A 13,170-nucleotide genomic window follows, 5' to 3' on the forward strand; every position below is an offset into this window, starting at 1 on the left:
AAGCGCTCATGAAGAGCGCTTTTTTTCTAAATGGCTAAGAAGAGGGTCAACCCCATCATCAGCAGGAAACACCGAAGGGTGAAGGAGTGATGCTAGCTTCTTAAGACCGAGTAATAATCTTGGTGATGGACGACAATACAGAGGCTCATCTAATATATGAATTTGGTTATTGATCATGGCCTGCATCTTCTCGGCACCAGGGCGTTTTCTCACTAATGCTGGATTCATCTTTTTCTGTTCGACGCCAACCCATACGAGACAGATGTGATCTGGATCTAATGAGACAATTTCTTCCCAATTAGTTTGGTGACTAGCCACCTTAACGTGAGAAAAGACATTTTGTGCACCTGCTAAGGAACTGATTTCCGTTAACCAGTTGACTCCTCCAGGACTAAATATTGGTTTGGGCCACCACTCCCAGTAGAGTGAGGAAATTGTATTTACACGGTCTGTATACGCCTGGTAGTTAGAAATAAAGTGCCGGTAGTGCTTAACAATCTTTTCAGCTATTTCTGCAGTACCGGTCCTTTTCCCAACAAGAAGTAAATCCTCTGCAATATCGTCTAAGGATTGTGGATTTAGCACGATATGAGGTATGTTTCTTTTTTTCAACTCTTCAATATTCTTTTCCATCCCTGGAACACTTAGAGAAGCTAGCACTAAATCAGGCTTTAGCTCTTCTACTTTATCTATATTAATGGATAAATCAGGACCTAATCTCGGCAATGTTTGAATATGTGAAGGCCAATCAGAATAATCATCAATACCGACGAGCGATTGTTCTAGTCCTAAATAAGCAAGCAGTTCCGTATTACTAGGACATATCGAAATTAGTCTCATTTCATCCCCCTAGGCGATTAAGTAATAAAGTAAAAAAGTAAGAAGTATACCCGTTAGACCTCCAAAGAAGACCTCTATTGGTTGATGACCAAGTAACTCTTTCAGCTCTTTTCTCTTCTCTTGCTCTTCTTTTTCCTGCCAGTGAGTTACTTCATCCACGAACTTCTGAAAATCAGTTACTAATTTATTTAATACAGTCGCCTGTTCACCAGCGTGACGTCTTACCCCTGTTGCATCGAACATCACGATAATGGCAAAGACAGTGGATACCGCAAATATAGGGGAATCCATTCCTTGTTCAATCCCAATGGCTGTTGTTAAAGCAGTCACAGCAGCTGAATGAGAGCTGGGCATTCCACCAGTACTAGTAAGTAACGACCAATCAAGTTTTCTAGAGGCGATATATTGAATTGGGACTTTTACAAACTGCGCAAAACCAATTGCAGCTAGAGCGGCCCATAGAGGGAAATTCGATAATAAACTCATTTTTAAGATCATCCTTCCATCGTGTAAGTCATTTCTATGATAGTTTTTGTATAAATTGATAAGATAGTAGTACCATTAAATAATGGGGGAATGATAGATGGATTACCCAATGGAATACTATGATTTTTTTATAAAATTTAATGAGGGTGATTATTATACTTGTCACGATTTACTAGAAGATATCTGGATGACAGACAAGGATAATTTATTTCTTAAAGGGCTTCTTCAAATGACGGTTGCTATTTATCACTATGAATATGGCAATGTAAAAGGTGCTAGATTGATGATGCAAGCAGGACATCGCTACATCCAAAAATATCGTCCATTGTTTTGGGGAGTGGATTTAGAAAAAGTAAATACCTTTATTGAACAATGTTTAATTATTATACCACAAAATATAGATCGGCTCCCGTTTGAAATGGTGAATACATTACCACCATTACCTTCTCTTTATCTATATCTAGAAGATAATTAGATACTCGAAATATTTTTGTTGTTTCTTTATAATAGAATTAGAACGTTATTGGAGGTGCTTTGGAAATGTTTACAGTAAAAAATGATTTTCGTCTTTCTGATTCACGTGACACATTAGTGGTCGGGATGTTTGAAAAGACAACAGCTTTTGAAGGATTATTAGGTGAAGTAAATGCCGCATTAGGGGAAGTTTTAGCAGACCTGATCAAAGAAGGGGATGTATCTGCTAAAAAGGGAACTATCTCGAACGTACATACATTAGGAAAATTAGACACAAAAAGAATAGTATTTGTAGGGCTTGGTAAAGAAGGCGATTATAGCTTTGAGACTGCAAGAAGTGTATTTGGAAAACTGTGTAAAGCAGCCAATAAGGCAAAGTATACAACAATAGATATTGTGTTAGATAGTTTTGTCACAGAAAAGGTTGATTCACTAGATGTGGCTCATGCCTTAGGCGAAGCAGCGCCGCTTGCTACCTATAAATTCGCTGACTATAAGCAAAAATCAAATGAGCCTGAAAAGCTTCTTTCTACTGTTAATGTGTTTGCTTCAACCGAAGCAGAGGAAGTAGAAGCCGGGTTAACAGTTGGATTTGCGTATGGAACGGGTACTAATAGTGCTAGAACATTAGTGAACACTCCAAGTAATATGTTAACGGCTACAGACATGGCTAATTACGCTGTAGAGCTAGCAGGAAGACTCGAGCTCGAATACGAAGTGCTTGAAAAAGAAGAGATGGAGAAGTTAGGGATGGGTGCTTTACTAGCAGTAAATAAAGGCTCAGTAGAACCACCTAAAATGATTGTTCTGAAGTACCAAGGAAAAGATGAATGGACAGATGTCATCGGCCTTGTAGGAAAAGGAATTACGTATGATTCTGGTGGTTACTCAATCAAGCCAAAGGATGGCTTAGTGGGCATGAAGTCTGATATGGGCGGAGCTGCTGCTGTACTCGGCGCGATGGAGATTATCGGAACCTTAAAGCCAGAGCAAAACGTGGTTGCCGTTATTCCTGCCACCGATAACATGATTAGTGGTGAGGCGTTTAAGCCAGATGATGTCATCACTTCTATGAGCGGAAAGACAATTGAAATCTTAAATACAGATGCAGAGGGCCGTTTAGCATTAGCAGATGCGGTCACATACGCCAAGCATCATGGGGCTAATTATTTAGTGGATGTTGCCACTTTAACGGGTGGAGTCATTATAGCACTAGGTAATAAGATTACCGGAGCTATGACAAATGACGAAGCTTTATTTGAAAAAGTGTTAGAAGCATCTAACGAAGTAGGCGAAATGATTTGGAGGCTTCCAATTACTGATTATGTAAAAGAAAGAGTAAGAAAAAGTGATGTGGCAGATATGAATAACTCACCTGGTCGTGATGGGCATGCGATTTTTGCTGGTGCCTTTATCGGTGAATTTGTAGATCAAACACCGTGGGTTCATCTAGATATCGCTGGAACGGCAACGACTTCTTCTGCATACGACCTAGGACCAGCAGGTGCTACAGGGGTTATGGCGAGAACATTAGCAGTACTGGTGGAGCGATTTGGGGAAGAAGCATAAATAGGACAGGGACTGGATATGATTCCAGTCCTTTTTTAATGAGAGAATTTATTCATTCGCCAATATAAGAGAGAAGTTAGTTGATATACATAACTAATCGCCAACATAATAGGGAAAACGCCAATAAAACATAAATGTTGTCCGATATATCATGAAAAGCGCCATTAATGTTACTATCTCGTATACATAACGTCCATATGTTAACCAGAATAATAAATAAGTTGACAGAAACTTATGTTTTCATCTACCATATTTTTATAAAAGCTTCCAAAGGAGTGGTAGAAATGAACAAGAGTAGAAAGTTAAGAACAGTTGATTTGACGTATGTTAGTATATTCGTTGCTTTAATGGCAATTGGAGCTAACATTACATCCTGGTTACCGTTTATGCAAATTGGTGGAGTACCAATTACTCTACAAACCTTTTTCTGCGTGCTAGCGGGTGCTGTACTTGGAAGTAGATTAGGTGCTTTAGCGATGACGGTTTATGCACTACTTGGGCTAGCGGGTGCTCCGGTATTTGCAAAATTCGGTGGTGGATTAGCCACAATTGTAAGCCCGACATTTGGCTTTATTCTATCTTTTATACTAGCAGCTTATGTAACTGGTAAAATTATTGAGACAAAAACAACAGTTCCATTTTTCTTTGTAGCTGGAGTAGCAGGAATGGTCGTTAACTATTTTGTTGGAACAAATCTTATGTATGTAGCATACAAGTTTTATGCGGCAGCACCAGAAGGATTTACATATTCAATGGCTTGGTTATGGATGATGCTTCCACTACCAAAAGATATCATCCTTTCTCTATGTGCAGCAGGATTAGCACTTCGTTTACGTCGAGTTCTTTTTAAAGAGAAGACGGGCTTAAGCAATCATACTAAACTTGCTGGATAAGAGAGGGGTATGGCGATGAAGTGGAGAGAGTTAGCGAAAGCTGTATTAAGTGGGTCAGAACTATCAGATCAAGAAGCAATGAGCATCTTAACTTGTCCAGATGATGAGCTGTTAGCATTGTTGGATGGTGCCTACCAAATAAGAAAGCACTACTACGGGAATAAAGTAAAGCTTAATATGATCATTAATTCAAAATCTGGTGCATGTCCAGAAAACTGTGGCTATTGCTCACAATCCTCTATTTCGAATGCACCTGTCAACACATATAAAATGGTTGATAAGGATACCTTATTAGCGGGAGCTGAAGAGGCACATCGCTTACATGTAGGAACTTATTGTATTGTCGCAAGTGGTCGAGGACCTACTACTCGTGATGTAGAAACCGTTATATCAGCCGTTAAAGAAATTAAAGAAAAATATCCATTGAAAATATGTGCCTGTCTAGGGATTGTAAAACCTGAACAGGCTGTAAGATTAAAAGAAGCTGGCGTTGATCGATATAACCATAATGTGAATACATCAGAAAATCACCACGACTTCATTACAACTTCACATACATATCAAGATCGTGTGAATACAGTGAACACCATCAAAGAAGCAGGTATTTCACCATGCTCTGGAGTTATTGTAGGTATGAGGGAATCCTATGAGGACGTCATCCAAATGGCGAGAAGTCTCAAAGCACTAGATGCTGATTCCATCCCAGTCAACTTCTTACACGCAATCCCTGGTACACCGCTTGAAGGCACTAATGAATTAAATCCAAGATATTGCCTGAAAGTATTGTCTTTATTCCGTTACATCAATCCTTCAAAAGAAATTAGAATATCAGGTGGACGTGAAGTAAACTTAAGAAGCCTTCAGCCATTAGGACTATATCCAGCAAATTCAATCTTTTTAGGAGATTACCTAACAACGGCAGGTCAAGCAGGTAACGAAGACTTCAACATGTTAGAGGATTTAGGATTTGAAATTGATTATGTTTGTTCTGATGAGTCTGTAAAAGTATAATGACTAAAAAGAGGTACCGATTTGGTACCTCTTTTCTACTACTTATGATGTAAAAAATTGGAGGTGCATTCATGTATTTCGGTAAACCAAAAACGCAGCAGGATTCAACTCGTATCCCACCAAACCAGAATGTAACCACGACCTTTCCGGTTCTTCATCACGGTAATGTTCCTTACTACAAAAAAGATTTATCTGATTGGAGTCTTAAAGTCTTTGGTCTTGTGGACAAACCTGCTACATATACGTTTAATGAGTTATTAGAAATTGATTCTTTAACTGCTACTAGCGATATTCATTGTGTAACAGGTTGGTCTAAATTGGATAACGAGTGGCAAGGGATTTCGGTAAAGACAATTTTGGACCAAGTTGGTGTCAGACCAGAAGCTAAATATGTGTTACTGCATGCGGAGGAAGGTTGGACGACCAATATTCCCTTAGAAGATTTTGCAAAAGATACAAGCCTACTCGCCCACTCTCATAATGGAGAACCTTTAACTCCTGAGCATGGTTATCCGTTACGAGTGGTGATTCCTCACCTATATTTCTGGAAGAGTGCTAAATGGGTAAGAGCAATTGAATTAGTAAAGGAAGACCAGCCAGGATTTTGGGAGAAGAATGGTTATCATATGTACGGAGATCCGTGGAAGGAACAAAGGTTTACTTGGGATTAAGAAACTAGAGAGAATAGCAGGGAGTGGAAAAGGTGTATATTCCCAAACACTTTGAAATGTAAGATGAGCAGGAAATCTATACGTTTATGCGTGAAAACAGTTTTGCAACATTGATTCTCAACATCAAGGAGAAAAGTCGCTAGTCATTTGCCGCTCCTATTTGATGCTGAAAAGAAGATTGTAACTTAAGCAAAGCATAACAGAAAAGGAGGACTGACAACCAGTCCACCTTTTCAATGGCTTTTTTCTAAAACATTGTTGCTTTTTAATACTTATGGAACAACGCCTTAAAGCCTTTAAAAATAATGACGAATGCAAATACTAGTACGACAACAATTCCAATGAATACAATAATTGATGAAAATGCAGCGAGTGGGGTTCCGGCTAAAGGTAAAACAATTAAAGCGAAGCCAGCTAAAATAGTTGCTAAGAATAATAGGATCATATTCATGGCCATACCTCCTTTCCCTTTCAATATATGTAATGGAAGGGAAGAGAGAGTGAGCTGGACAAGCCTCTTTACATAGTAAAAAGGAACGATTTTTATCAGAAACTGAGAACGCTAGCCCGAAATCGTAAGTATAATAAAATAATCAAAATTTCCTTATATTGTACACACACATACATGTTAAAATAACTTATCATAGAAGTACTATTACACAAGCGGTGATGAAAATGAGAGTACTACTTGTAATAAAACCTAAACACGTTAAAACACTAATCATCAATTCTGTCTTATTGCTCTTATTTATTATCATTGTCATAACTGGTGCGTCCGTCTATGTCGGGTATAAGATTATGAGCCCTATTAAACTAGCCATCATGAACCTACCTACGGCTTATGAAATGGAATATGAGGACGTAACCTTTTCTAATGTACATGATGGAGTTGAGCTAAAAGGATGGTGGATTCCGAGCTCAAGGAAGGATTTTACGACACAAAAAGCTGTGATCTTTTCACATAGTTACGGGGATAATCGAGAACGAATGCCTATTGAAACATTAAAACTTGCAAAACGACTTTCAACAGAAGGTTTCCATGTATTTATGTATGATTTCCGAAATAGCGGAGAATCTGGTGGGAAGTTAACAACGATTGGATTAAAGGAAAAATCTGATTTGCTATCAGCCATTCACTATGTAAAAGAAGAAAAGGACATCCATGAAATTGGGTTGCTTGGTTGGTCCATGGGGGCATCAACTTCCATTATTGTAGGTAGTGAATCAGACGATATTCGAGCGGTTATTGCTGACAGCCCCTTTGCAGATCTAGAAACGTATTCAAGACAGAGCTTTTCTTATTGGACTGGTTTGCCAAGTCTAGTTGGAGACTATATGGTTAACATTGCAGAAAATGTCTTCATTGATCTGAATTTATCAGGAGTAAAACCTTATGTGGCTGCTAGGTTATATGAAGATAAAGGGTTGATGCTCATTCACAGTACGAAGGATGGAGCCATCTCCTACAAGCAAAGTGAGATGATTTATGATAATTCTCCTAATGCTGAAATCTGGATCACGAAAAAGGGTGGACATATTCGGAACTACAAGCATCAAAAAGAAAAATATGAAGAGAGAATTATTGAGTTCTTAAACAAATATCTTCAGTCGGATAAAATTGTTTTTAACGGTATATAAGAAGGTCTAACAATAGGCCTTCTTTTTCTACTTTAAAGAGATAAGAAACGATTCATTTATATTATTAGGAGATTTTTCTTTAGAAGGGTTATAATCTTATAAGTCATTACATAAAAAACATTAAGGGGAGTGCTACAATGGAAAAACTAACACTCAAACAGATAGAAGACAACTTAACAAAGCTAGAAAAGTGGAATGTAGTAGATGAAATTTGGTTAGAAAAGAAATATCGTTTTAAAGAATACCTAAACGGAATTGACTTTGTAAATAGGGTCGCAAATCTTTCAGAAGAAATGAATCATCATCCATTTATATCTATTGATTATAAGTTAATCACACTAAAAATGTCTTCATGGCAAGCAAGAGGTTTAACAGAACTTGATTTTAAACTAGCCCATGATTTTGATCGCGTTTACGCTGCAAGTAGAAAAGATATTGACAAATAGATAATAGTATAATATATTTTTTTACATCAATACTTTAACGCTTAAAAGCATAGTTGTAATAAAGTAATATTTTAAGATAATAATAGCCTAGTAATATAGTAGCATTCTTGGATACAGCACATAGAGACTGGAGCGTTGGTGAAAATCCAGGTACCAAGAAAGGTGAAATACCATTACAGATTGTAACAAGGCATTAGTCATGGAGAGGATAGAACAATCTATCAAGTAGGGTGGTACCGCGGAGAGTCTCTTCGTCCCTGTTTATAGGGAGGAGTGGCTCTTTTTTTACTAGGCTCTTTTCTAAAACTTTGTTGCTCTTCAAACTAATTTTCGAATAAGTACTGTACTACCGAGTAAAAATCCGGATTTAGGGATTTTTACGCAAGCAACAATCTATACGAAAAGAGCCTTTTACTATTTATAGGGGGGAATTAGGATGGAAACAAAGGTTCAAGATAGAAAAGTCCCAAAGCATTTACAAAAATTTGTGGTAGATCAACAATATGAAAAATACACGCCGATTGATCATGCTGTATGGCGCTATGTCATGAGACAAAATCATCACTTCTTAAAAGATACAGCTCATGAAGCTTATGTGGATGGTCTAAAAGCTTCTGGAATAAAAATAGAGAGTATTCCTAATGTAGATGAAATGAATGAATCATTATCTCCGTTCAACTGGGGAGCAGTAAACATAGATGGTTTTATCCCAGGCGTCATTTTCTTTGACTTCCAAGCTTATGGCTTTTTACCAATTGCGTCTGACATAAGAAAGCTTGAAAATATTCAATATACTCCAGCACCAGATATTATTCACGAAGCAGCGGGTCATGCTCCCATTTTGCTAGATGAAAAATTTTCTGAGTATGTAAAACTTTTTGGTTCTATTGGTTCGAAAGCGCTTGCAACGAAAGAAGAACATGAATTATTTGAGGCGATCCGTACGTATTCAAATCTACTAGAAAGTGGAACGGGTACGGCAGAGGAAATTGAGAAGTCAAAAGAAAACTTTGAACAAAAACAAAAAGAAATTAAAGGATTATCGGAAGCAGAGAAAATCTCAAGATTATATTGGTGGACAGTAGAGTACGGGCTAGTTGGCACAGTAGATGAGCCGAAGATTTATGGTGCTGGATTATTGTCATCTGTTTCTGAAGGAAGAAATAGTTTAACAGCGGCGGTCAAAAAGATTCCATTTGATCTTCATGAAGTCATTCATACTGGGTTCGACATTACTAAACCACAGCCTCAGTTATTTGTGTGTAGAGATTTTGAGGAACTCATTGACGCTGTAAACGAATTAGCAAGTACGATGGCCTATTCAGTAGGTGGCACGGAGAGTTTGGAAAAAGCTCTAAAGTCCAATCATACAGCGACAATTGTGTACAGCTCAGGTCTTCAAGTTACGGGAACGCTAGCTAATCTTGTAAAGGATCAAAATGGCGAAGTAACTTATATAGGGTTTGCAGGACCTACAGCGCTTGCTTTCGAAGACGTGCAATTACGAGGTCATGGTAAAGACACTCATACTGAAGGATATAGTTCACCTGTTGGGAAAATTAAAGGTAAACATACGCCACTTGAAGATTGGTCAGATAAAGAGCTAGCAGAACATGGTGTAGTGTTGAACTCGGTGACCACGCTTGAATTTGAAGGTGGTATAACGATTACGGGAGAAGTATCAAATATTGTTCAAGAAAAGGGCAAGATCCTTTTAATTAGCTTTAAAAAAGTGCGAGTGATTGGACAAAACCTTGAACAACAATTTGAGGAATATGATATGGCGGTTGGTGCATCCATAGTATCGGTATACGCAGGAGCAGCAGATTCTGAGGAATTTTATGCTGATTTAGAAGAGGTAGAGCAGAAGCCACTAGTTCAGGAAGAATTAACTCACTTAGAAAAGCTCTATGGAACGGTAAGAGATATTCGTGAAAATGAATTAGATGTGAATAAAGCCGAACAGAGACTCGAAGAAGTGATAGCAGATCTTTCTCTGCATTTCCCTAATGATTGGCTTCTTAGAGTAGAGGTTCTAGAACTATTAACTCAACATAACATTCTTGCTAGTCTCCGACCTCTGATAGGAAAAGAACTAGAGATTTTACAATCATCTGATGAGGAGATTAACGTGCTTGTTGAGCGTGGATTAAAAATTATCCATCATTAGATTAGGAGTTTCCATGAAGATTGTTGAGTTGTAGTACAAAGTCTCTGCTTTACATCTAGAAAGTTGCGCTTTGAGTGAGATTTTAAAACATCTCCTTCATTTTGGCTTCGGTACGATAGGCTTAAATTGGATTGTTAGAGATCTATTTGCAGGTAATAAAGGTTCAGAAAAACTCCTCTTGAAATACGGCTTCAAGAGGATGGACAATTAAGACAAACTTATTTTGATGGTGTAACTTTTCATGATACCGTAGTTTACTCGCTGCTAAAATATGAATATCAGTATTAAACGATAAAAAAGGATGTATAGAAAAAAGCAAGCTTGGAGTGGCTTGCTTTTTTCATATCTTGAATTCCTAACGACGGTGTTCAACGAGGTCAATGGCACCAAGCACAACATGCGCAAGGCCAAAACCAAAGATGGTATTGGACACCATTGGACTTACTTTATGTGTTTGTTTTAAGGCATAACCTGTTGCAGTCACAGCCGTCCCTAACACAGTTGGTATGAATCCTTCACGAATATCCATTCGAAAGACCTCCTTGGTTGTTGGAATTCTTTATTATGATGTCCATCTACAAATGGGTTATAGTTGGGAATATTTTAATTTCGTAAGGAAGGATAATACCGGTAAGTGTAGAAATCAACAAGTACATGAAAATAAAGGGGTTGTCGGTATGCTTGAGCGTAAAACACTGCTTGATTCTTTAGGAATTACCATTACTTTGCTAGAAGAAGGACATGTAATAGCAACAATGCCAGTAGATGAAAGAACACATCAACCATTTGGAGTCCTTCACGGAGGAGCCTCTGTAGCGTTAGCAGAAACAGTAGCGAGTGTTGGTTCCTATCATCTAGTTGATCATGCAACAGAAGGATGCGTTGGATTAGAGATTAATGCAAACCACATTAAATCTAAAAGTGAGGGAGTCGTAACCGCACATGGCACAATCCTCCATCGAGGACGATCTACCATGGTGTGGGACATTAAAATAGTCGATGAAGAAGAGAAGCTCATATGTGTTTCTCGATGTACAGTAGCTGTTATAAAGCTAAAAAAGTAAGGTTCTTCTCTAATAATTTGCTTTTCAAGTAAATTGTTAGCAAAGAGCCAAAAATGAAAAGAAAAACCTGTTATTTCAGCTAATGTTTAGCCGAAGTAACAGGTTTTTATGCTGAAAAAGACTGTTGTTCAGCTGTCGTTTCTCGTCTTAACATCAACCAGAGAACGAGGGCAGCTACAAGAAACAATGATCCACTCATGATAAACACACTGGCAATACCGAAAACTCCCGATAGTATACCTCCGAGTGAAGGACCAATGACATTTCCTAAAAAACGAAAACTAACGTTATAGCCCAGCACCTCACCTTGTACAGAAGATGGAGCCAGTTCCCGTACATAAGCAGTCATGCAAGGAATCATTCCACCAAGAGCAATTCCAAAGAAAAAGCGAAGGATGATTAGTTGCCATAGTTGAGTAACAAAGGACTGAGGGATGAAGAATATAGCTGCCATTAACAGTAATAGTAAGAGTACTTTTTCATATCCAATTCGATCCCCAAGCTGCCCCCATTTTCTTGTTGCCACTAAGTTTCCAAGTCCTGTAATGGAGAAAGCTAATCCAGCTAATAAGGCAATGTTTGCGCCATTACTTAGATCATTGACGTATAGTGCTAGTACGGGCTGAATGCTAAAGTTAGCTACTTGAATGATTAACGACACAATCATAGTCATGAATAAAAGGGGTGACTGTAACACTTGAAAAAATACTTCTTTTCGGGAGTATACTTTCTTCGTGCTAGCTTCGTCTTTTTTTATCTCTTTTACGCCAAACGTTACTAAAACAGCTGCGGCGAAGATAAAGAAGGATGTTAGTATAAAAGTGTACTGAAAGCCGACCAAGTCCACGATTAGTCCTCCTAATAAAGGACCAAGTAAAGAACCTGAAACCGTACCCGTTTGAAGGGTTGCAAGCGTTTTTCCTGCTGATTCTTTAGAAGCCTGTGAAGAGATGAACGCAATAGATGTAGGGATAAAGCCTGTCACGATCCCCATAATGAGTCGCAGTAAGAAGAGTTGCTCTACCGAATTGACAAATCCCATAAAGAACACACTGACTGAAATTCCAAATCCTGTAATCATTAGAATTCTTTTATAGCCATGTTTGTCGCTGACTCTACCCCATATTGGAGAAAAGAAGAGGGCACTTAAAAAGGTAATACTAAAAACAAATCCAGACCATTTTTGCACATAATCATCGGTAAACGTACCGAATGTCTCAATATAGAGTGATAAAAAAGGGAGAACCATGGTGGCACTTGCAGCTACAAAAAAGTTTGCAATCCACATGATGACAAGGTTCTTTTTAACAAGTTGGATGATATTCACCTTCTGTCTAAATATTTCGTCTCCCTAAATATTATAGAAAAATCTCACTTTTTTCAAGGGATAATACATAAGAAAAACCTCCAATGAGGAGGTTTTCATTAAAAAGCTAAGATTTGATATTTCAAATTTCATCATTAGAAGTATTCTTTTTCAAGCTGGTTGAGCTTTTCTATAGAGAGTAATGCCCACTCACTGCCATCCTCTACTAAATCTGATCGAAGTCGGTCTAGTGCTTCTCTAAGTGAATCTTTATAAGAAGGAATCTCTCCTTCAAACTTTTTAACCATAGCCTTAGGAATATTTGTTTGCTCACGCTCTGCTAGTGCACGTCTTTCATGAAATAAAGGTACATTTACTTGTTTATGGCTATGTAAATCGCCTTGTGTCGGATGCTTTACGACAGCCATCACTTTTACGAGGTAATGCTCGGGTCTAATATTAGTAATCTCTCCAATATAAACACCTGTTTTATAAGGGGCTCTTACAATATCGCCCATTTGTAATTCTTCTGTCATGATTTTCTCCTCACTTCTACAAAGAGTCTATACTGTTAATACTACCATATTGGACAAGGTTAGATT

General features: G+C 38.0%; 15 protein-coding genes. 9 read left to right on the forward strand and 6 right to left on the reverse strand.

Annotated elements, in window-relative coordinates; all coding sequences use genetic code 11:
- Positions 1-6: 6 nt before the first annotated feature.
- On the reverse strand, positions 7-840 hold the full coding sequence (locus LT143_RS18665; protein WP_246945731.1) for a cobalamin-binding protein: 834 nt from the start codon (positions 838-840) through the stop codon (positions 7-9).
- Positions 841-849: 9 nt separating this feature from the next.
- Positions 850-1,326 carry a divergent PAP2 family protein gene (locus tag LT143_RS18670; protein ID WP_246945734.1) on the reverse strand — a complete coding sequence of 159 codons (477 nt, stop codon included), beginning with the start codon at positions 1,324-1,326 and terminating at the stop codon, positions 850-852.
- 97 nt (positions 1,327-1,423) lie between these two features.
- On the opposite strand from LT143_RS18670, the gene LT143_RS18675 reads away from it, so the two are divergent.
- From LT143_RS18675 to LT143_RS18695, 5 genes are all read left to right on the forward strand, one after another.
- The gene (locus LT143_RS18675; RefSeq protein WP_246945737.1) at positions 1,424-1,801 is read left to right on the forward strand and encodes a DUF309 domain-containing protein; all 378 of its coding nucleotides are present in this window, start codon (positions 1,424-1,426) and stop codon (positions 1,799-1,801) included.
- 65 nt (positions 1,802-1,866) lie between these two features.
- Positions 1,867-3,369, forward strand: coding sequence for a leucyl aminopeptidase (locus LT143_RS18680; RefSeq protein WP_246945740.1), 1,503 nt, complete (start codon positions 1,867-1,869; stop codon positions 3,367-3,369).
- A 284-nt stretch (positions 3,370-3,653) separates the two neighbouring features.
- Positions 3,654-4,262: a biotin transporter BioY gene (locus tag LT143_RS18685; protein ID WP_246945743.1), complete on the forward strand. Its 609-nt coding sequence runs from the start codon at positions 3,654-3,656 to the stop codon at positions 4,260-4,262.
- A gap of 15 nt (positions 4,263-4,277) precedes the next feature.
- Positions 4,278-5,273: a biotin synthase BioB gene (bioB, locus tag LT143_RS18690; RefSeq protein WP_246945746.1), complete on the forward strand. Its 996-nt coding sequence runs from the start codon at positions 4,278-4,280 to the stop codon at positions 5,271-5,273.
- Positions 5,274-5,344: 71 nt separating this feature from the next.
- A complete protein-coding gene (locus LT143_RS18695; protein ID WP_246945750.1) occupies positions 5,345-5,944 on the forward strand; it encodes a sulfite oxidase-like oxidoreductase in 600 nt (199 codons plus the stop codon).
- A 265-nt stretch (positions 5,945-6,209) separates the two neighbouring features.
- On the opposite strand, the gene LT143_RS18700 is transcribed toward LT143_RS18695, so the two are convergent.
- Positions 6,210-6,395 (reverse strand): hypothetical protein, encoded by a 186-nt coding sequence (locus LT143_RS18700; RefSeq protein WP_246945754.1) that lies wholly within the window; start codon positions 6,393-6,395, stop codon positions 6,210-6,212.
- A 224-nt stretch (positions 6,396-6,619) separates the two neighbouring features.
- Between LT143_RS18700 and LT143_RS18705 the strand changes: the two genes are divergently transcribed.
- From LT143_RS18705 to LT143_RS18715, 3 genes are all read left to right on the forward strand, one after another.
- Positions 6,620-7,582 carry an alpha/beta hydrolase gene (locus LT143_RS18705; RefSeq protein ID WP_246945757.1) on the forward strand — a complete coding sequence of 321 codons (963 nt, stop codon included), beginning with the start codon at positions 6,620-6,622 and terminating at the stop codon, positions 7,580-7,582.
- A gap of 137 nt (positions 7,583-7,719) precedes the next feature.
- A complete protein-coding gene (locus tag LT143_RS18710) occupies positions 7,720-8,028 on the forward strand; it encodes a 4a-hydroxytetrahydrobiopterin dehydratase (RefSeq protein WP_246945760.1) in 309 nt (102 codons plus the stop codon).
- A 436-nt stretch (positions 8,029-8,464) separates the two neighbouring features.
- Positions 8,465-10,198 (forward strand): aromatic amino acid hydroxylase, encoded by a 1,734-nt coding sequence (locus LT143_RS18715; protein WP_246945763.1) that lies wholly within the window; start codon positions 8,465-8,467, stop codon positions 10,196-10,198.
- 355 nt (positions 10,199-10,553) lie between these two features.
- Here the strand turns inward: LT143_RS18715 and LT143_RS18720 are convergent, their stop codons facing one another.
- Positions 10,554-10,727, reverse strand: coding sequence for an asparagine synthase (locus tag LT143_RS18720; protein WP_246945766.1), 174 nt, complete (start codon positions 10,725-10,727; stop codon positions 10,554-10,556).
- Positions 10,728-10,875: 148 nt separating this feature from the next.
- On the opposite strand from LT143_RS18720, the gene LT143_RS18725 reads away from it, so the two are divergent.
- Complete coding sequence (locus tag LT143_RS18725; RefSeq protein ID WP_246945767.1) at positions 10,876-11,262, forward strand: hotdog fold thioesterase; 387 nt, start codon at positions 10,876-10,878, stop codon at positions 11,260-11,262.
- A 106-nt stretch (positions 11,263-11,368) separates the two neighbouring features.
- On the opposite strand, the gene LT143_RS18730 is transcribed toward LT143_RS18725, so the two are convergent.
- Together LT143_RS18730 and kapB are read right to left on the reverse strand one after the other, a co-directional pair.
- On the reverse strand, positions 11,369-12,580 hold the full coding sequence (locus tag LT143_RS18730; protein ID WP_418909857.1) for an MFS transporter: 1,212 nt from the start codon (positions 12,578-12,580) through the stop codon (positions 11,369-11,371).
- A gap of 143 nt (positions 12,581-12,723) precedes the next feature.
- Positions 12,724-13,104: a kinase-associated lipoprotein KapB gene (gene kapB / locus LT143_RS18735; protein WP_246945769.1), complete on the reverse strand. Its 381-nt coding sequence runs from the start codon at positions 13,102-13,104 to the stop codon at positions 12,724-12,726.
- Positions 13,105-13,170: the final 66 nt, after the last annotated feature.

Origin of the sequence: Bacillus pinisoli, assembly GCF_023036475.1 — a bacterium.
Taxonomy (GTDB): Bacteria; Bacillota; Bacilli; order Bacillales; family SA4; genus Bacillus_BS; species Bacillus_BS pinisoli.